The organism is Flavobacterium sp. SH_e (assembly GCF_025717045.1).
Taxonomy (GTDB): domain Bacteria; phylum Bacteroidota; class Bacteroidia; order Flavobacteriales; family Flavobacteriaceae; genus Flavobacterium.
On record NZ_JAOVZN010000009.1, the window covers coordinates 58,896 to 77,686 of the forward strand.

Below are 18,791 nucleotides of genomic sequence, written 5' to 3' on the forward strand. Positions count from 1 at the left end.
TGTTTTGGGAAGCGCTAAAATAGTGCTTTTTTAAAATAAATCTTCAAATTTGACTGTTACAAGTTGTAACAAAAAAGCTCCGATAAAATCTGATTTATCGGAGCTAATTTTTAGTTTATTTCTAAAAAAAATTACTTGGCTTTATTTTTTAAAAGTTCGTCTAAAACTTTTTTACCGTTTTCATTTGTCGGATCTAATTCAACTGATTTTTTATAATTTGAAATCGCTAATTTTTTATCACCGTCAGCTAAATAAGCTTCGCCTAAACTATCGTAAACATTTCCAGATTTAGGGAAAGATTCTACATTGATTTTGAAAACTTCAATGGCTTCTTTCTTTTTTCCCGTTTGTAATAATTGATATCCAACTCTGTTCATATCGTCTTCTTTAATAGCATAAGTTGGATCATTTTTTAACTTTTTAAAAGTCTCAGTTCCTGCAACAGCACCTTTTTCTGTATAAACATCTAATAAATCAAGCGCCAATGATCTTTTTGGTTGCTCAAATGGTTTGTTGTATAGTATAGCTTGAATTGCATCGGTCATTTCACCCAAAACTGTTCCGCCAGTATTGTTTAATAAAACTACCAAGTTTTTATCTGTAAAAATGCGTGAAATGATGGTGTTAAAACCATTTATTCCACCACCATGACCAACCATCTTCAGTTTGCCTTTGTCTCCATTATCAAATTCATCCACAAACCATCCATAACCATAAGAGGCGTCTCCAACTTTTATGTAAGGTTTGAATAAAGATTCCATTGATTTTTCTGAAAGCAATTTATTGGTATAAAGTGCCTGATCCCATAAATATAAATCTTCTACTGTTGAATATAAAGATCCTGCAGCATAAGGAATACTCATATCAACATAAGGCGCATTGCTAATTAATTTTCCTTTTCTTTCATATCCAGCAGCTCTGTTTTTTAAAATTACATCGCTGTGATCGTATCCAGAATTAACCATTTTTAAAGGCGTGAAAATAGTTTCTTGTAAATATTGCTCATAGGTTTTACCTGTAATTTTTTCGATAATATATCCCAATAAGAAATAACCAGAATTGCTGTAATTGAATTTTTCGCCTGGCGCAAATTCAAGCGGCAAACTTGAGAACGTTTTTACAAATTCTGCTGGAGTGTAAGGATTTCTAGCTTTATCTTTAAAGAAATTTGGTGCATTCGTATAATTCGGAATTCCTGAAGTATGCGTCAATAAATGATGAATCGTGATTTTATCGCCATTTTCTTTTGGATAATCTGGAAGGTAAGTAGTTATTGGAACATCCAATTTTATTTTTCCTTCTTCTGCCACTTTTACAATTAAAAGCGCAGTGAATTGTTTACTGATAGAACCTAATCTGAATTTCGTATCAGGCTGATTTGGAATATTCCATTCCATGTTAGCAGAACCAAAACCTTTTTTGAATATTATTTTTCCGTTTTCAGCCACCAACGCAGAACCATTAAATTGTCCGTATTCGTTGTATTTGCTTAAAAGCTGTTCGATTTGCTGTGCTTTGTCCTGAGCAAAAATGCTCATCGTTGAGAGTTGAAAAGCGACAAAGAGCGCAATAAGTTTGATTGATTTTTTCATAATTGATTGATTATGGTTTAGATTAATGAATGATTCGTTTTTGATTGATGATTGAAACTTTAACAAAAAGATATTCAGTGTTTTAGTTCGAAAGTACGATTTTTTTTACTTCAATTTAAAACTGTCTTTAAAAGTTTAGACGACCGATTTACGATTTGGTTTCACAAACAATCAATTTTTTTTCATTTAATTTAATAAACGAATTCGAGCATAAACCAAAAGTTAATTTTTGCAGGGTCTATGCTCATAACTAACAAATATTTTCAAAAATATTAAGCAGTTAAAACTTTACTTATATATAATAATAAAAGGATAAATAATTTTAGCATGTTACTCAGATTAAGGTTAATATCTGATTCTGATAGAAATTATTTGGTTTCGATATCGATTATTTTTCTGCCGTTTTCTCCTAGATAATGAACAAGAATATTTTCATAAACTTTGTAGCCATCGTCAACATTCGTAAAAATGATTAAACCTTGCTTTGTTTTTGGAAGCATAAAAACAATAGTCTGTACGCCTTTATCAGCTCCGCCGTGAGAAAGCGCGTAATTTTCGTTTCCTAAATCATAGATTTCAAAACCCAAACCAAAATATTTGTTTTTTTTCGTTTGGACTTGATGCGAAACCATTTCAGCAAAAACCTTTTTGCTTAAACCTTCACTGTTCATTACGCTTGATAAAAATTTGCCGTAATCTTCAACTGTAGTCAAAAGATCGTCAGCAGCGCTTGCCGTTTTATTTTTAGTTGGTTCATAAGCATTTCCGTCTTTATCATAATTAACTGCATATCTCGAAAGATCAATTTTATCATTCCAGATTAATTGAGAATCAGTCATTTTCAGAGGATCAAAAACTAATTCTGAAGCCAATTGATCTAAAGTTTTATGAAATTTCTTTTCTAAAGCTTTTTTCAAATATTCCATGCCTTCTCCCGAATATTGATATTGCGTTCCAGGTTTGAACTTAAAATCCAATTTTTTAGATTCGTTCAAATACCTCCAATTCGGCAAACCAGTTTGATGGCTTAAAATAATTCTTGTAGTCAATAATTTATGATTTGGATCTTTAGCAATATCTGGATCAATCCAATATTTATCAAGCGGTTCGTCTAAATCCCATTTTCCTTGCGAAACCAATTTCAAAGCAACAATTGCAGTTACTGGTTTTGTGAGCGAAGCAACGTTCCAAATTGTATTATATGGTGCAGGAGAATCTCTTTTAAGATTTCCAAAAACTTTTACCTGTTTTAGTTTTCCGTCAGAAATAATTCCAAGTCCTAAAGTCGGAACATTATTTTCTTTTAGCCACTTTTCAGTTTCTTCGTCATTATCAAAAAGAGCGCTTTTTCCTTCTATCGAATTTGTAGCTAGATGATCGTAACTTAAAATTCGTTTTAATTTCCAAGTGTTGTTTTCTAAAACCCAAAGATGTGAAAACCTTGCTTTTCCAACTAATTTTTCGTTTTTCTTTAAGAACGGTTCACCTTTATTTGTTTTGTTTTCATAGAAATAATGAATTCCAGTTTGTAAAGCAGCATACAAAACTCCGTTTTTATATAACGGATAAATTTTAGTGCTTTCGTCAACTAGTTCTCTTCTAGATTGATACGTTGACGGAGAAGCACATAAACCGCTTTTCATTGTTTTTACAAAATCCGCTTTATTCGAAAGTCCGTTTTTATCGTGGTAAAATTCTAATTGATCGCTGCAAAGACTTTCAGATACAGAAATGTTGCAGGTATTAAAACCGACATCAAAAAGCAAACTGTCGAGCGACATGATGGTTTTGTACAATTCGGAGTTTTTTTCTTCTTGCGAAAAAACGGTTTGAAAAGAGAAAACTAAAATTCCAATTAAGATAGTTTTTAATTGAAAATGAATGAGATTGATGATTTTCATTTTGTTAATTGATTGATTATTGATGATTTTGCAAAAATAAATCAATCAAGATTAACAAAATTGTACAAATGCGAAATCTTATCTTTTTTGCGAAAGAAAATACATTTCTGGATTAAACATTTTTGGAGTTGTTTTAGTCACATCTTTAAACTTTCTGATAAAATGCGACTGATCGAAATATTTATTATAAAGTGCAATTTCGGTTAAATTCATTTTCTCTAAATCGGCATTCAGCATTTGATCGACAGATTTTCTGAATTTTAAAATCTGAATGTACTTTTTAATAGTAAGTCCAGTCGCTGTTTTAAATTTTATTTGAAGTAATCGCTGCGAAGAATTCAACAATTTTCCTATTTCTGAAACTGAAATTTCATCTTCACGAAGTCTTATAATTTCACAGATTTTTTCAATTATATTTTGATTTGAATCTGCTAATGTTTCAAAATAAGTATTAATTGTTTCCAATAATGCTTCAATATCAGATTGAATCTCAAGTTTAAAAGGCAATTCAGTTGAATTAATTTTAATAATCGCATCTGTAAAATTGCTCAAATCGTATTTCGGAAACATTGAAAGCGTCCATGCGTGCAATTGAATAATCGTGACTTTTGTTTTCGGCTGAATATTAACGAGCACTTTATTTGTCATTTGAGAACAGAAATAAATGTCTTCATTCATTTCGTATTTGTTTTTATTCGTGTGAACTTCGATTGCATTTCCACTTACAATTGCCAAATTAAAACAGCCATTTGGTAAAACGAGTTTGTTTTCAATTAGGCTTTCGCCGATGCTGTTGTCTAAACGCCAAATTTTATTAACGAACCTTTCCGTTTTTTTATTTAGATAATGTTCTGAATATAAGTTCATTTGGGTTTTTAAAAGTTTAGAATTTAGAAATTTAGATTATTTAAATGTGACATTGGCTTTATTAATTTTTACTGAGTTTACAAGTTCTTTAAATGAATTAAGATATTTAATAAACTCATCATTGTCTTTGGCAGATAGAACAGCCGTTACAATTGTGGTTTGAGTTTCAATAACCAACAAAACTTCTTCTTTAAAATCCGGGTAAATATATTTTACGGCTCTATAACGGCCAGTTAAAAAATTATCCTTTTTAAAGTTTTCAAAATTTATATCAAATTCATTAATTTTTATTTCAGGAATTTGATCTTTTAAACCATCATTATTTCCTTGAATCCATAAGTTTAAATCAGGAGACGAACCATAATCTAATCCATAAACATACATATATGTATTATCACTGACTTCTTTTTCGTATGGTTTTATTAAAAAAGGGATTTCATCTGTTTGGACCTGAATCCAATTTTTAGGAATATTCAAAATTATGAGATGTTTGTTTCCGGTCAACATTTTTGTTTGTGCATAAAAATTGAGAGAAATCAGAACAAAAAATAGAATTAGATAAGCTTTACTTTTCATGATTTTGGAAAAAAAGGTGGATTTTTGATTAAGCTAATGTATTGTTTTTTTGTTAAAGAGATGAGGCGCTTTTTCTAGGAGCGTCTATACTCAAGTAAATATTAGTCTTTCTAGGCAAATAATTGTCGTATTTTAAAGCTCATGTACAATTATTAGTTATTTTTACGATCCAATATTAGATTTTCCTTGATGCAAACTTCATTAAAAGTTGCTGTTGTTGGTTCTGGACTTGTAGGATCACTGCTGGCAATTTATCTTAAAAAAGCAGGTCACACCGTTCATGTTTATGATCGCAGTCCCGATATTCGAAAAATAAATTTCTCTGGCCGTTCTATTAATTTAGCAATGTCTAACCGTGGCTGGAAAGCTTTGGATGCCGTTGGTGTTGGCGAATCAGTTCGAGAAATTGCAATTCCAATGGATAAACGTGCAATTCATTTGGTCGATAAATTGAATTTTCAGAATTACGGTCAGGAAGGCGAATCGATTTATTCTATTTCAAGAGGAAAACTAAACAGAAGAATGATCGATTTGGCTGAAGAAGCTGGAGCTGAATTTCATTTTGAACAAAAAGTTTGGGATGTTACTTTAAGCGATGCAACACTTCATATTGGCGAAAGCGAAAGAGGGGAGTGGGAAGAAAGAAAGTTCGATATGGTTTTTGGTGCTGATGGGGCTTTTTCGAGAATCAGACATAGAATGCAGCGCCAGAGTATGTTTAATTATTCTCAGGAATTTTTAAATATGGGTTACAAAGAATTGAATATTCCAGCAAATCCTGATGGAACACATAAATTAGATAAAAATTCATTTCATATTTGGCCGAGAGGCGAGTACATGTTGATTGCACTTCCTAACCTTGACGGAAGTTTTACGTGTACCTTATTTATGCCTTTTGAAGGAGAAAATTCTTTTGAATCGCTTACAGATCGTAAAATGGTAGAAGATTTCTTTGAGAAAAATTTCCCAGATTCGATTGAAGTGATTCCAGAATTGGCAAATGATTTCTTTAAAAACCCAACAAGTACATTGGTTACAATGAAATGTTTTCCTTGGACTTACGAAAATAAAATTGCCTTAATTGGAGATGCCTGCCATGCAATTGTTCCTTTTTACGGACAAGGTATGAATGCTGGTTTTGAAGATATTACGGTTTTGAACGAAATGATCGAAAAATACGGAGATGATTGGAAAAAGATCTTCGCAGAATATCAAATTTCTAGAAAACCAAATGCAGATGCAATTGCAGAACTTTCGTATCGAAATTTCTTAGAAATGAGTACCAAAACTGCAGATGAAAAATTCTTATTGCAGAAAAAAATAGAAAAAGTCTTTTCAGACAAACATCCAGATAAATGGATTCCGCTTTACAGCCGTGTTACTTTTAGTGATCGCCCGTATGCCGAAGCTTTGGCAATTGGAGATTATCAAAACGGAATTATGGAAGAAGTGCTTCGAATGGAAAATATCGAAAACATCTGGAATGGCCCAGAAGTTGAAAACAAAATTCTTGATTTATTGAAACAGGCGTAATATTAATTACAACGTCAAAAGTCAATATCAATTTTCAATTTTTAATTGATATTGACTTTTGATATTGTAATTGTATTTTTTTACTTCTTTAAAAACTTAGACAAAACTCCAAAAACGCCTCTTATAAAGGTAGCGCTTGTTACGACTTTTAAAACAGATTTTGTAACAACCTCAGTAGTACTCGGTTCTAATTTTGATGATTTGGCTGGAGCTTGTTCTTCTTGCTGTGCTACAACTTCTGCTGCTTGAGCTAATTTTTTATTTAAGATTTCGAAAGCACTTTCGCGGTCAATTTCTTCTTCGTATTTATTAACCAATTTTGATTTTCCATTTATTTCCTCAATTTCTTGTGCCGATAAAATGTCCATTCGGCTCATTGGTGCACGCATCATTGTAGCAACAAGCGGAGTTGGAATACCTTTTTCGTTAAGCGCGGTAACCAAAGCCTCTCCAATTCCTAAACTCGTTAGTAATTCATCAGTTTTATAATATGGAGAAGTAGGATAATTGTCGGCAGTTTTCTTAATTGCCTGACGGTCATTTGCCGTAAAAGCTCTAAGTGCATGCTGAATTTTCAATCCAAGTTGAGCTAAAACACCGCTAGGAACGTCCATTGGGTTTTGGGTTACAAAATAAAGACCAACACCTTTCGAACGAATCAGTTTTACTATTGTTTCAATTTGCTCCAATAAAGCTTTACTTGCCTCATTAAAAATCAAATGCGCCTCATCAATAAAAATTACCAATTCAGGTTGTTCTGCATCTCCTTTTTCTGGCATTTTCTGATAAATTTCTGCCAAAAGACTTAACATAAAGGTCGAGAATAATTTTGGCTTATCCTGAATATCCGTCAAGCGGATGATATTTACGTAACCTTTCCCATTTTCGTCTATTCGCATCAAATCATCAGTTTCAAATGATAATTCGCCAAAAAACAAATCACCGCCTTGTTGTTCCAATTCAATAATTTTTCTAAGAATTGTTCCCGTTGTTGCAGTTGAAATTTTTCCGTAGCTCGCAGCAATCTCATCCTTGCCTTCCTCAGTAATATAATTGATTACTTTTTTAATGTCCTTTAAATCAAGCAAAGGCATTTGGTTATCATCACAGTATTTAAAGATAACAGCGACAACACCAGCTTGTGTGTCATTTAAATCTAGGATTCTTGAAAACAAGACAGGTCCAAACTCAGAAACCGTGGCGCGCAGTCGAACTCCATCCTGTTTAGATAAAGACATTAATTCAACAGGAAACGATGATACATTATAAGGTATATTTATTTTTGCATGACGTTCTGTAATAAAACCTTCTTCTTTACCTTCTTTGGCAATTCCACTAAAATCCCCTTTAATATCCATCATTAAAACAGGAATTCCAGCATTAGAAAGCTGTTCAGAAAATACCTGAATAGTTTTGGTTTTTCCTGTTCCAGTTGCTCCAGCAATTAAGCCATGACGATTTAAAGTTTTCAGCGGAATTTTGACATGTGCTTCTGCAAGTGGTTCACCATCAAGCATTGCCCCTCCTAGAATGATGCTGTCACCTTTAGAAGAATAGCCTGCGTTTATATCTGCAATAAAATTGTCTTTTTTATTCATGTTTTTATTTGTAATTTAGTTGGTTATATGAGTATTGCTGTGTGTTTGGGCATTTTTATTATAGTTTTTTTTAGTAAGAAAAAGCTTTTTTTGATTGAAAATTTAATAAAAAAAAAATTCTCAGCTTTTTAAGAAGATATCAAAGGAATCTTTGAATATTTACTAAAACGTTGTAATTTTTCCAATTATCGTCCTTTTTTTTGGTTTATCTAAAAAATGATGTCGGCAATTTAATGAGATATTTTTTAAATTGAAGTTAAATTTCGGTCAATTAAATTAAAAAAAGTTTTTTTATTTAAACTAAACGTATAAATTTGCTCCTCTACAAGTTAAATATAACTAAAAAATAAAAATTATTTAAAACTATTAAAATTAAAAAAAATGGCAAACGTTAAAGTTAAAAAAGAAAGCACTTCAAATGGGGGAGGAATGATTACTGGAATCATTATTGTTGCGTGTATCTTAGTAGGGGTGTTTATTTGGAAAGTAATCATGGGGGACTCTGCGAACTTCGAAGGAGGTAATCCAGAAACTGGACATCCAATCAATACATTAGGACAAGTTTATAAAGGAGGTTTCATTGTACCTGTATTATTAGGTATGTTTTTAATGGTTGTTGTTTTTTCTATCGAAAGATTTATTGTTATCGGTAAAGCTGCTGGAAAAACTAACCTTGACAAATTCATGAAAAGTGTTCAAGGTAGTATTAAAGAAGGAAACATCGAAGCTGCTATCGCTTCTTGCGACAAACAACAAGGTTCAGTTGCAAATGCAATTAAATCTGCTTTGGTAAAATACCAAGATGTTAAAAAAGAAGGATTCAATAGCGAAGAAGCTTCAGAAGTAATCCACAAAGAAATTGAAGAGGCAACTTCATTAGAAATGCCAATGCTAGAGAAAAACATGACTATTATCTCTACTTTAGTATCTTTAGGTACATTAGGAGGATTATTAGGAACTGTATCTGGTATGATTAAAGCGTTTGGTGCGTTAGCTTCTGCTGGTACTCCTGACCAAGCTGCTCTTGCAACAGGTATCTCTGAGGCACTTATCAACACTGCAACAGGTATCTCTACTTCTATCTTAGCAATTGTTTCTTACAACTTCTTTACTGCTAAAATTGACGATTTAACTTACTCTATCGATGAGGCTGGTACTACAATCGTTAATACTTACAGAAAATTCAGAGGAAGTTTAAGACAATAATTAATTTTTGATTTTATATCAAAAAAATAAAATAAAAGATAATGGCTAAAATAAAAATGAAAAAGAAGTCTACATCGACAGATATGACTGCGATGTGTGACGTAGCGTTCCTTTTGCTTACGTTCTTTATCTTAACCGCGACTGCTAAAGTGCCTGAGGCACTACCTGTAGATATGCCTGCTTCTGTTGCAATAAGTAAGCTGCCAGATACTGATTTGGCTATTATTACGGTAGGAAAAGGAAAAGTATTTTTTGACATCAAAGGTAGAGAAGTTCGTAAAAGAACTCTTGAGGGTATGGGTGCAAAATATGGTGTAACATTTTCAGAAGAAGATAAAACCAAATTTGCTCTTATGGATGATTTTGGTGTGCCAATTACAGGTTTAAAGCAAATCATTGATATGAAAGCGGCGGACAGAACCAAAGCAAACCAACCTGGAATTCCATTAGATTCGTTAGATAATCAATTAAAAGAATGGCTTTTAATTTCTAGAAGAGCTACAATTGATCTGGATAACAAAGAATTGCAGATTGCGATTAAAGGAGATGCTAAAGAAGAATATCCAAGAATCAAAAAAATTATGGATATTTTACAAGATCAGAAAATCAATTCCTTTAACTTAGTTACAGGTAAAAGAGGAAGAGACTTTTAATTAAAAAATATACACTAAAATGGCTGAATTAAATACTGGCGACGGCGGTGGTGGTAAAGGCGGTAAAGTAAGAAGTAAAAAGCAGAATTCGAAAGTCGATTTAACAGCGATGGTGGATTTGGCATTCTTATTGATCACATTCTTTATGTTAACTACTTCGTTGTCAAAACCTCAATCGATGGATTTGTCTCTTCCAGATAAAAACCCAGACGAGACGAAAGAGAAACCAGTTAAAGTTGATGAGAATCGTACTATGACTGTTATGTTAGGTGCTGACAATAAAATGGTTTATTATATGGGTTTATTGGCTAGTCCTAAGGTAGGGCCGAAAGATATTGCATATGGTAAAGATGGTATCCGTAGAGAATTGCTAAAACAAAAGAAAAATGTTTTGGCTTATTCTGCAGCTTTAGGGAAACCTAAAAACGGAATCATTGTGATCATTAAACCAACAAAAAAATCAAATTACCGTAATTTGGTTGATATTTTGGACGAAATGGCTATCACTGGAGTTGATACATATGCGATTGTTCCTGAGTTTACACCAGAAGAAACAAAAGTGATAGATAAAAAATAAGAGCAATCTTAGTTTTATCGACTTAAAAATCAAGAAGTATGAAATTAGATATTATAAAAAATCAGTGGCTTGATATCGTATTCGAAGGGCGTAATAAGATATATGGAGCATACGAGCTGAGAAAATCAAACGGAAAAACAACTGTGAAAGCACTTGTTATTGGTTCTCTTATCTTTAGTGCTGCTATTGCTGCTCCTCTTGTTGCGAGTTTGTTGCCAGACTCTAAAGAAGAAGAAGAGATTAAAGAGGTTAAGATGGCTGCGGTAAAATTGCCTCCTAAAAAAGAGGAAGTTAAGCCTAACATGCCACCACCACCGCCACCGCCACCAAAAGTGGATCAGGTTAAATTCGTTAAACCTGTGGTTGCAAAAGCTGAAGAAGTTACTGAGGATCCACCAAAAATTGTGGATTTAAAAGACAAAAAAGTTGGAGCTGAAACTATTAAAGGAGATCCAGATGCAGTATTAACTGTAGATGAACCAGTAGGAACAGGACCTGTTTCTCAAGTAGTAGAAGAAGATAACAATGTTTATAACACAGCTGGTATCGAGGTAAAACCAGATTTCCCTGGAGGAATTGATAAATTCTACAAATTCGTAGGAAACAATTACAAAACTCCAGAAGAAGAAGGTTTAAAAGGTAAAGTTTACGTTACGTTTGTAGTTGAAAAAGACGGGTCGTTAACAGATATTAAAGTTTTAAGAGATATCGGTTACGGAACAGGAGCAGAAGCAATTCGTGTTCTTAAAAAATGTCCAAAATGGACTCCCGGCGAGCAAAATGGTAAAAAAGTTAGAGTACTTTACTCTCTGCCTATTACTATTCAATCTGCAGAATAATGTTAAAAGATATGCTTAATAATATTCAGAAGAAATCGCTCAAAGAGCGATTTCTTCTTGTTTTAGGAATACTGTTTTTTTTAATTTATCTTATACTTGGTTTGATGATCATGTTTTGGGAAAAATTACCATTAAATATGGAACCAAAATATCGATATGCCTTTGGTGGGTTATTAATTGTATATTCGGGAATAAGATTTTTAAGATTAATTAATTCAAAAGAAGAATAATCATGTTGAAATATAGTAAGGCTTTAGGTTTGATAGTTTTTGTCTTTTTGTTTGCCATGTGTAACCAAAAAAGCAAAAGTGAAACTGAAAAAGAAACAATTTTAAAAGGATCACTTGATATTACTGTCGATGAAACGGTAAAACAAATCGTAGATGATCAGGTTGCTGTTTTTGAAGGGACTTACTATGATGCAAAAATTACAGTTAAGCCAAAATCTGAAGCAGAAGTAATTAATGATTTGCTAAATCAAAAGGCTAAAGTTGTAATTACCACACGAAATTTAACAAAAGACGAGCTAGCTCGCTTTGATAAAAGTAAAATAAAACCTCGAGTTACGCCTTTCGCTAAAGATGCGATTGCATTTATTTCAAGCAAGAACAATAATGATACGCTTATTGCGTTGAAAAGTGTGATTGATTTTATGCAAGGTAAAAAAGATAGCAAAATTAAAGGCCTTGTTTTTGATAATCCTAATTCAAGTACGGTTCGTTACATGAAGGAATTAGCGAAAGTGAATGAGATACCTAAATCTGGAGTTTTCTCATTTAAAACAAATAATGAAGTAATCAAATTTGTTTCAGAAAATGAAGGAATGATCGGTGTCATTGGTATTAATTGGTTTTATCAGCCAACCCCTGACATGACAGAGGCTATAGATAAGATTAATGTCCTTTATGTTAAAGGTTTGAATGGTAATGAGTATTATAGTCCTACTCAAAATGACTTAGAGATTGGAAAATATCCTTTGGCACGTGATTTGTTTATTATCAATTGTCAAGGCTATTCTGGTCTAGGAATGGGGTTTGCTTCATTCATCGCAGGAGACATCGGTCAGCGTATAGTTTTGAAATCAGGTTTACTGCCATATAAAACTCCTGGGCGAAAACTTAAAATTAGAAGTGAAATTATAAAAGATAAAGAATAAATTAATTACGATAAAAAGATGAATAAATTTAAAATTTTAGGTCTTGCACTAGTTGCCTCGGCTACGGCGGCAAAAGCGCAAGATATCAACCAAGCAAAAAAAGCAATTGATGCAGAGCAATTTGATAAAGCTAAAACAATGCTTAAATCAATCATCAAATCTAAACCATCTGATGGTGAGGCAAATTTTGTTTTAGGAAATGTTTATTTAAATCAATCTGTTGTAGATTCTGCTAAAATCTATTACAATAATGGATTACAAGCTTCAGATAAGAAAAACTTAAACTACATTGGTTTAGGTCAGTTAGATCTTGATGCCAAAAATACAGCTGCGGCTCAAGCAAATTTTGCTTTAGCTACTAAAGACATGAAGAAAAAAGATGTAAATGAATTTATTTATATCGCTAGAGCTTACATGAACTCTGAGAATCCAGATTATAAAAATGCTATTGATGTTTTAAAACGTGCTTTATTAGTTGATCCTCAAAATGCTCAAGCACTTTTGGCTATTGGTGATGCTTACTACGGAGCAAACAATCAAAACGATGCTTACAAAGCTTACCGTGATGCTTTTACAGCTGACAACACTTTGTTAAGAGCTAAAATGCAATTAGGAGTTTTATTGAAAGGTGCAAAATCGTATGATGAAGCTATTAAATCTTTCAATGAAGTTATTGCATTAGATGCTAATTATGGACCAGTTTACAGAGAACTTGCTGAAACATATTACAAATGGGCAAGAAACAAGCCTTCTACTTCTAAAGTTAATTTACAAAATGCAATTACAAACTACGAGAAGTATTTAAGTTTAACAGATTACTCTCTTGATTCTAAAATGCGTCACGCAGATTTCTTAGTTTTAGTAAAAGACTACAAAAACTTAGAAGTTGTTGCGAACAAAATGATTGCTCAAGATAAAGTTAATCCTAGAATCTTTAGATATTTAGGTTACGCAGCATACGAAAACGGAAACGTAGATGTAGCTATTAAATCTATCGAGGATTATATCAAAACTCCATCAAATAAAGTAATTGGAAGAGATTATTTATACTTAGGTCTTTCTAAAATTAAAAAAGGAACTGATGCAGCTGGAAATGTAGAGCAAACTGCTTTTGATGCAGGTCTTGCAGATATTAAAAAAGCAGTAGAAATGGAACCTTTAGTAGTTGAAGAATTAGCTGATTTCGGAAAAGCTTTATTTGGTAAAAAACAATATTTACAAGCTGCTTCTATTTTCGAACTTGGAGCTAGCAACTCAGAATCTAAAAACTATTTAGATGACAGTGTTTACTACGGTATCTCTGTTTACTATGCAAACGTAAATAAAACTACCGGAGCTCCAGATGCTGCCGCTTTAGCAAAAGCAGAAGCTACTTTCGATAAAATTTTAGTTGCATCTCCAAATTACGATGAGGCTTACTTATACAAAGCAAGAATCAACAGATTGTTAGAAAAAGATGATGTAATGACTAAAAACTACGAAGATTATGTAACTAAAATTACTGCTAAAGGTGCTGATGAGTTAGCTAAACCAGCAGTAAAAACTAAATTTATTGAAGCTTACAACAATATAGCAGCTAGTTACGCTAATACTGACAAAGCAAAAGCTATTGAATACTTCAACAAAACTTTAGTGTTGGATCCAGCAAATGCTTACGCTACACAATCTTTAAAATCTTTAAAATAATTTAGATTTTTAAAATAAACGAAAACCGATAGTTCAAAAGCTATCGGTTTTTTTTGTTATGTATATTATTGACTATCTTTGCACTCTTAAAATATTAAAATGTTACCAAAAGAAATACAATTAGAAGTAAATAAAGGAGCTATGCTTCCTTTGATGGAAGAATTCTATACCATTCAAGGGGAAGGTTCACATACAGGAAGAGCTGCTTATTTTATTAGAATTGGAGGATGCGATGTCGGATGTCATTGGTGCGACGTGAAAGAAAGCTGGAATGCCGAACTTCATCCACCAACAAGTATTGATTTAATTGTGGATAATGCAGCAAAGTATGCTGATACAGTTGTTGTAACTGGTGGAGAGCCTTTGTCTTGGGATATGACTCTTCTAACAAAACGTTTAAAAGAAAGAAATTTAAAAGTTCATATTGAAACTTCTGGTGCTTTTCCGTTATCAGGAACTTGGGATTGGATTTGTCTTTCTCCGAAAAAGAATAAATTACCTACGCAAACGGTTTATGACAATGCGCACGAGCTAAAAGTGATCATTTACAACAAACACGATTTTATTTTTGCAGAAGAACAGGCAGAATTAGTAAACGATAATGCAATTTTATTCCTTCAGCCTGAATGGAGCAAAAAAGAAGAAATGACTCCATTGATTGTCGATTATGTTATGAATAATCCAAAATGGAGGGTCTCATTACAAACACATAAGTATCTTAATATTCCATAGAACAAAAAAATCTCTTCAAGCGAAGAGATTTTTTGTTTATTGTGAGTACACACTGTGTAAAAAATAGTCAATCAATTATTTCCAGTTTTTATAATTTTTTAAAGTGGTAATGTGGGCTAAATGATGATTTCCATGCCAAGCATAAGATCCTATAATCTTTTTTAGTTTGTTTTCTGAATTATCGGAAGGATGGATAAAAGTTTTTTCTAAATCAGATTCAGATAAATTTCTCATAATATAGCCTAATCTAAAATGAAGGCCTTTAAGTAAATCTAAAGTCGGTTGAATAGGCATGGTTAAATTATCATTTAATTCAGACCAAAGAACTTCATCATAAGCTTTAATAACAGGATTATTTTCTGTTAATGCCCATTTAATTCTAATATAGCAGTTCATGTGGCTCTCAGCACAATGATGAATGACTTGCCTCACGGTCCAGCCATCAGGACGATATGGAGTATCCAATTGCTCATCAGTTAAATGAATGGTTTCTTTTGCTAATTTTTCTGGAAGAGCTTCAATTTCTTTAATTCTTTCAGAAAGATACTCTGTTGAATAATTTTCCGGAGCAATAAATTTTCCGATGGGATATTTTAATTTCTCTAAATCTAATTCTTTCATAGGTTTTTATGGTTTGTTTTAAATGGAAAGTTTCGCTAAATAATCATAATGATCGCCTTCAAGAACAAGTTCGCAATTAAAACCATTCGAAATTGCTGCATTTTGAAGCGTGTTGTAATCTAAATACAACCAATCAAAAGGTTCTTCTTTTTCTCCTTTATAGCTAATATTGAAAACAAGTTCCCCATAATAATCATTTTCAGACGGAATCCATTTTCCGCCATCTTCATCTTCATCAAACATATAAATGATATCAGAACTGTCAATTAAAATTTGTCCTCCAGGATTTAAAAGCGATTTTAATTTAGTTAAATAGGTATTGCAGTTTTTTAATTGGCCAAAAATACCAGTTCCGTTCATTAAAAGTAAAATAGTATCGAATTTTTCTCCTTCAAAATCTAGAATATTTTCAGCTTTAGCATTTTTTATTCCTCGAAGTAGGCAAGTTTCGATTGCTTTTTCTGAAATATCAATGGCAGTTACATCCAAATTGCGTTCGTTTTGCAATGAAAGAGTATGGCTTCCAGCTCCGCATCCTACGTCTAATATTTTTCCTTTTGCCAGTTGTAAAGCCTTTTGTTCAATTTTTGGCATTTCATTATAATTGCGAAAAAGATATTCAACGCTCATTTCGTCTTCCTCAGAAATCGAAGTTTCAGTAATAATATCCTGTGGTGAATTTTTGGTGTAAAAATCAAATATCGCTTTCCCAAAAAGATCTTTCATTGTTTTAGTGTAAAGTTTAAGGTTTCAAGTTCAAAGTTGTTTAATTTTGCAGATCAACTTTAAATTTTAAACTTGAAACAGATTTTAAATAACTTAAGTAAGTTAGCCAAAGATAAGCATAACGAGAATAAAAAGTATTTCGATAAGCTTAAAAAGAAACAGCCAAAGAATTTAGATTACATTATGCAGGATTTGCATAATGCTGAATTTAAAAGAACGGACTGTTTAAAATGTGCTAATTGCTGTAAAACAACAGGTCCGCTATTTACATTGGCAGATATTGAACGAATTTCGAAACATTTTAGACAAAAGCCACAACAATTCATTGAACAATATCTTCGAATTGATGAGGACAAAGATTATGTTTTGAAAAGCGTTCCGTGTACTTTTTTGGATAATGAAAATTATTGTATGATTTATGATGTTCGTCCAAAGGCCTGCAGAGAATTTCCACATACAGATCGAAATAAATTTTATCAGATTTCAAATCTAACTTTAAAAAACGTTGAAATTTGCCCAGCAGCATTTAATATTGTAGAAGAAATGAAAAAGAAACTGCCACTATAACTAAAAACTGGTAATTGTTTCCAAGAATATCTTGATTTCCTTTTTTAAGATGTATTTTTGAGAAAGGAATAATTAAAAAACATAAAGAAAAACCATAATTTGAATTTAGAATACTTCATAGCCAAACGACTTATTACTGCAAAAGATTATAAAAGCAGTATTTCGGCACCTATTATAAAAATTGCTATTTCTGCGATCGCAATCGGAATGATTATGATGATTGTTTCTGTGGCAACAGGAATTGGTCTTCAAAAAAAAATTCGGGATAAAGTTTCTGCTTTTAATGGTCAAATTATTATCTCGAACTACGATAATAATAATTCTGAAGTTACAACAGTTCCAATTTCAAAGAAACAAGATTTTTATCCAAATTTTAAATCAGTTCCAGAAGTTAGTCATATCCAGGCAGTGGCTAGCAAAGCAGGAATTATACGAACGGAAAATGCATTTGAAGGAATAATATTTAAAGGAGTTGGAGCCGATTACGATTGGAATAATATAAAAGAATACATTGTAGAAGGTAAATTGCCTGATTTTACAAAGGCATTGAATGAAGATGTAATTATCTCTAGATTTCTTGCAGATCGTCTAAACTTGAAAGTTGGAGATCAATTCAACACCTTTTTTATAAAAGAAGAACAAGGAAAGCTTCCAAACAGTCGCCGATTTAAAATTGCTGGAATATTTAATTCCGGATTTCAAGATTTTGACGCCACATATATTATTGGTGATATTCGACATATTCAGAGAATCAATAAGTGGAACGAGGACCAAATTGGGTCATTTGAGATTTTTGTCAAAGATTTTAATACAATTAAAGAAGTAGGGAATAAAGTTTACGAACAAACATCTTCAAATCTCGATACTAAAACCATTGTCGAAAAATACAGTTACATTTTTGACTGGCTTCAGTTGTTTGATTTTAATATCATAATCATTTTAGCGGTTATGATTCTTGTGGCCACAATTAATATGGTCGTAGCTTTATTAGTTCTTATTTTAGAAAGAACCCAAATGATTGGTATTTTAAAGTCTATGGGAGCTAATAATTGGTCAGTTCGTAAAATATTTTTATATAATGCCTTTTATTTAATCCTTCGTGGACTTTTTTGGGGAAATCTAATTGGAATTTCATTGTTGCTAATCCAGCAGCAATTTGGAGTGATCCAGTTAAACCCTGAAAATTATTACGTAAATCAAGCTCCAGTTTATTTAAATTGGATTTATATATTATTATTGAATTTGCTTACGGTAGGTATTTGTTTTCTAGTTTTATTAATACCGTCTTATATAATAACGAAAATATCTCCAGTAAAAGCGATTCGTTTCGATTAAAACAAAATTTAACCAGAATATGACCCGACAGGTTTTGAAAACCTGTCGGGTTTATTTTTTATACGTATTGTATAAAATCATATCATATAATATGTTAAGAGTAAAGTTTTGTCTGGCTGAGCGAAGTCGAAGCCTTTTAAAGTTTGGGATTCGGATTTCAGTATTATAATTTTGATAATAATCAGGAGCTTAATCCCGCTATGCGCTTCAATCTTTTTATGGCGAACCCCGCCATAAAAAGGATTTCCGCTTCTATCGGGGCTAGGGCATCGGTTTCCAGAGGAAGCTTTTAGGCTGAAAGGCGCCGTTAAAATGCTAGAGAATCATATAAAAAGATGCGGAAAAGCTATAAACCCCACAAAATTAAGAAAGCAAAACCGTTGTAAAACAAGAAAACCGCAGTTGAACAGAGAAAAAACTCACAAACATTCAAGAAAGCTCAAAATGTAAACCTGCCGTTATGAGACAGTTAAGAAATAATTGCAAAAAAGAATGGAAATAGTTTGGAAAAAAGCTTGGATAACCGGAAAAAGGGACTACTTTTGCACCCGCAACGGCGAAAAACGCTCTTAGACATTCCGGCAGCCTGATGATATTTGAGAAAAGAAATTTTCGAAAAAAAAGAT

The 18,791-nt window shown here is 32.3% G+C and carries 18 protein-coding genes; 11 read left to right on the forward strand and 7 right to left on the reverse strand.

Features of this window, described 5'->3' with window-relative positions; all coding sequences use genetic code 11:
* Positions 1–131 precede the first annotated feature (131 nt).
* The 4 genes from OD917_RS21245 to OD917_RS21260 all read right to left on the reverse strand — a co-directional run bounded on the left by OD917_RS21245 (position 132) and on the right by OD917_RS21260 (position 4,936).
* A complete protein-coding gene (locus tag OD917_RS21245; protein WP_263525387.1) occupies positions 132–1,592 on the reverse strand; it encodes a serine hydrolase in 1,461 nt (486 codons plus the stop codon).
* 368 nt (positions 1,593–1,960) lie between these two features.
* Positions 1,961–3,493 carry a class A beta-lactamase-related serine hydrolase gene (locus tag OD917_RS21250; RefSeq protein WP_263525388.1) on the reverse strand — a complete coding sequence of 511 codons (1,533 nt, stop codon included), beginning with the start codon at positions 3,491–3,493 and terminating at the stop codon, positions 1,961–1,963.
* Positions 3,494–3,571: 78 nt separating this feature from the next.
* Complete coding sequence (locus OD917_RS21255; RefSeq protein ID WP_263525389.1) at positions 3,572–4,360, reverse strand: helix-turn-helix domain-containing protein; 789 nt, start codon at positions 4,358–4,360, stop codon at positions 3,572–3,574.
* A 36-nt stretch (positions 4,361–4,396) separates the two neighbouring features.
* Positions 4,397–4,936: a hypothetical protein gene (locus tag OD917_RS21260; protein ID WP_263525390.1), complete on the reverse strand. Its 540-nt coding sequence runs from the start codon at positions 4,934–4,936 to the stop codon at positions 4,397–4,399.
* Positions 4,937–5,125: 189 nt separating this feature from the next.
* Between OD917_RS21260 and OD917_RS21265 the strand changes: the two genes are divergently transcribed.
* On the forward strand, positions 5,126–6,469 hold the full coding sequence (locus OD917_RS21265) for an FAD-dependent oxidoreductase (protein ID WP_263525391.1): 1,344 nt from the start codon (positions 5,126–5,128) through the stop codon (positions 6,467–6,469).
* Positions 6,470–6,549: 80 nt separating this feature from the next.
* On the opposite strand, the gene OD917_RS21270 is transcribed toward OD917_RS21265, so the two are convergent.
* Positions 6,550–8,067 (reverse strand): DUF853 domain-containing protein, encoded by a 1,518-nt coding sequence (locus tag OD917_RS21270; protein WP_263525392.1) that lies wholly within the window; start codon positions 8,065–8,067, stop codon positions 6,550–6,552.
* 381 nt (positions 8,068–8,448) lie between these two features.
* On the opposite strand from OD917_RS21270, the gene OD917_RS21275 reads away from it, so the two are divergent.
* The 8 genes from OD917_RS21275 to OD917_RS21310 all read left to right on the forward strand — a co-directional run bounded on the left by OD917_RS21275 (position 8,449) and on the right by OD917_RS21310 (position 14,916).
* Entirely contained in the window at positions 8,449–9,273 is an 825-nt protein-coding gene (locus tag OD917_RS21275; RefSeq protein ID WP_008464979.1) for a MotA/TolQ/ExbB proton channel family protein, read from the forward strand.
* Positions 9,274–9,314: 41 nt separating this feature from the next.
* Positions 9,315–9,926 carry an ExbD/TolR family protein gene (locus OD917_RS21280; RefSeq protein WP_263525393.1) on the forward strand — a complete coding sequence of 204 codons (612 nt, stop codon included), beginning with the start codon at positions 9,315–9,317 and terminating at the stop codon, positions 9,924–9,926.
* A gap of 19 nt (positions 9,927–9,945) precedes the next feature.
* The gene (locus OD917_RS21285; protein ID WP_263525394.1) at positions 9,946–10,503 is read left to right on the forward strand and encodes an ExbD/TolR family protein; all 558 of its coding nucleotides are present in this window, start codon (positions 9,946–9,948) and stop codon (positions 10,501–10,503) included.
* Positions 10,504–10,541: 38 nt separating this feature from the next.
* Positions 10,542–11,342 (forward strand): energy transducer TonB, encoded by an 801-nt coding sequence (locus OD917_RS21290; RefSeq protein ID WP_263525395.1) that lies wholly within the window; start codon positions 10,542–10,544, stop codon positions 11,340–11,342.
* Positions 11,342–11,572: a hypothetical protein gene (locus OD917_RS21295; protein WP_263525396.1), complete on the forward strand. Its 231-nt coding sequence runs from the start codon at positions 11,342–11,344 to the stop codon at positions 11,570–11,572. The genes OD917_RS21290 and OD917_RS21295 overlap by 1 nt, the downstream gene beginning before the upstream one ends.
* Positions 11,573–11,574: 2 nt before the next feature.
* Positions 11,575–12,498 (forward strand): PstS family phosphate ABC transporter substrate-binding protein, encoded by a 924-nt coding sequence (locus OD917_RS21300; protein WP_263525397.1) that lies wholly within the window; start codon positions 11,575–11,577, stop codon positions 12,496–12,498.
* An 18-nt stretch (positions 12,499–12,516) separates the two neighbouring features.
* Positions 12,517–14,184, forward strand: coding sequence for a tetratricopeptide repeat protein (locus tag OD917_RS21305; RefSeq protein WP_263525398.1), 1,668 nt, complete (start codon positions 12,517–12,519; stop codon positions 14,182–14,184).
* A 99-nt stretch (positions 14,185–14,283) separates the two neighbouring features.
* Positions 14,284–14,916, forward strand: a complete 633-nt coding sequence (locus OD917_RS21310) for a 7-carboxy-7-deazaguanine synthase QueE (protein ID WP_111286907.1) — start codon at positions 14,284–14,286, stop codon at positions 14,914–14,916.
* Between the two features lie 75 nt (positions 14,917–14,991).
* On the opposite strand, the gene OD917_RS21315 is transcribed toward OD917_RS21310, so the two are convergent.
* Both OD917_RS21315 and OD917_RS21320 read right to left on the reverse strand, forming a co-directional pair.
* Positions 14,992–15,537 carry a YfiT family bacillithiol transferase gene (locus tag OD917_RS21315; protein WP_111286905.1) on the reverse strand — a complete coding sequence of 182 codons (546 nt, stop codon included), beginning with the start codon at positions 15,535–15,537 and terminating at the stop codon, positions 14,992–14,994.
* Between the two features lie 18 nt (positions 15,538–15,555).
* Complete coding sequence (locus OD917_RS21320) at positions 15,556–16,263, reverse strand: class I SAM-dependent methyltransferase (protein WP_263525399.1); 708 nt, start codon at positions 16,261–16,263, stop codon at positions 15,556–15,558.
* A 72-nt stretch (positions 16,264–16,335) separates the two neighbouring features.
* On the opposite strand from OD917_RS21320, the gene OD917_RS21325 reads away from it, so the two are divergent.
* Both OD917_RS21325 and OD917_RS21330 read left to right on the forward strand, forming a co-directional pair.
* Positions 16,336–16,830 carry a YkgJ family cysteine cluster protein gene (locus OD917_RS21325; RefSeq protein WP_111286901.1) on the forward strand — a complete coding sequence of 165 codons (495 nt, stop codon included), beginning with the start codon at positions 16,336–16,338 and terminating at the stop codon, positions 16,828–16,830.
* Between the two features lie 99 nt (positions 16,831–16,929).
* Positions 16,930–18,165, forward strand: a complete 1,236-nt coding sequence (locus tag OD917_RS21330) for an ABC transporter permease (protein WP_111286899.1) — start codon at positions 16,930–16,932, stop codon at positions 18,163–18,165.
* The last annotated feature ends 626 nt before the right edge of the window (positions 18,166–18,791 follow it).

What these genes read in the sequence shown, in the direction of transcription:
- OD917_RS21245 (WP_263525387.1), bottom strand. Translation starts at nt 1,592, where the DNA reads ATGAAAAAATCAATCAAACTTATTGCGCTCTTTGTCGCTTTTCAACTC.
- OD917_RS21250 (WP_263525388.1), bottom strand. Translation starts at nt 3,493, where the DNA reads ATGAAAATCATCAATCTCATTCATTTTCAATTAAAAACTATCTTAATT.
- OD917_RS21255 (WP_263525389.1), bottom strand. Translation starts at nt 4,360, where the DNA reads ATGAACTTATATTCAGAACATTATCTAAATAAAAAAACGGAAAGGTTC.
- OD917_RS21260 (WP_263525390.1), bottom strand. Translation starts at nt 4,936, where the DNA reads ATGAAAAGTAAAGCTTATCTAATTCTATTTTTTGTTCTGATTTCTCTC.
- OD917_RS21265 (WP_263525391.1), top strand. Translation starts at nt 5,126, where the DNA reads ATGCAAACTTCATTAAAAGTTGCTGTTGTTGGTTCTGGACTTGTAGGA.
- OD917_RS21270 (WP_263525392.1), bottom strand. Translation starts at nt 8,067, where the DNA reads ATGAATAAAAAAGACAATTTTATTGCAGATATAAACGCAGGCTATTCT.
- OD917_RS21275 (WP_008464979.1), top strand. Translation starts at nt 8,449, where the DNA reads ATGGCAAACGTTAAAGTTAAAAAAGAAAGCACTTCAAATGGGGGAGGA.
- OD917_RS21280 (WP_263525393.1), top strand. Translation starts at nt 9,315, where the DNA reads ATGGCTAAAATAAAAATGAAAAAGAAGTCTACATCGACAGATATGACT.
- OD917_RS21285 (WP_263525394.1), top strand. Translation starts at nt 9,946, where the DNA reads ATGGCTGAATTAAATACTGGCGACGGCGGTGGTGGTAAAGGCGGTAAA.
- OD917_RS21290 (WP_263525395.1), top strand. Translation starts at nt 10,542, where the DNA reads ATGAAATTAGATATTATAAAAAATCAGTGGCTTGATATCGTATTCGAA.
- OD917_RS21295 (WP_263525396.1), top strand. Translation starts at nt 11,342, where the DNA reads ATGTTAAAAGATATGCTTAATAATATTCAGAAGAAATCGCTCAAAGAG.
- OD917_RS21300 (WP_263525397.1), top strand. Translation starts at nt 11,575, where the DNA reads ATGTTGAAATATAGTAAGGCTTTAGGTTTGATAGTTTTTGTCTTTTTG.
- OD917_RS21305 (WP_263525398.1), top strand. Translation starts at nt 12,517, where the DNA reads ATGAATAAATTTAAAATTTTAGGTCTTGCACTAGTTGCCTCGGCTACG.
- OD917_RS21310 (WP_111286907.1), top strand. Translation starts at nt 14,284, where the DNA reads ATGTTACCAAAAGAAATACAATTAGAAGTAAATAAAGGAGCTATGCTT.
- OD917_RS21315 (WP_111286905.1), bottom strand. Translation starts at nt 15,537, where the DNA reads ATGAAAGAATTAGATTTAGAGAAATTAAAATATCCCATCGGAAAATTT.
- OD917_RS21320 (WP_263525399.1), bottom strand. Translation starts at nt 16,263, where the DNA reads ATGAAAGATCTTTTTGGGAAAGCGATATTTGATTTTTACACCAAAAAT.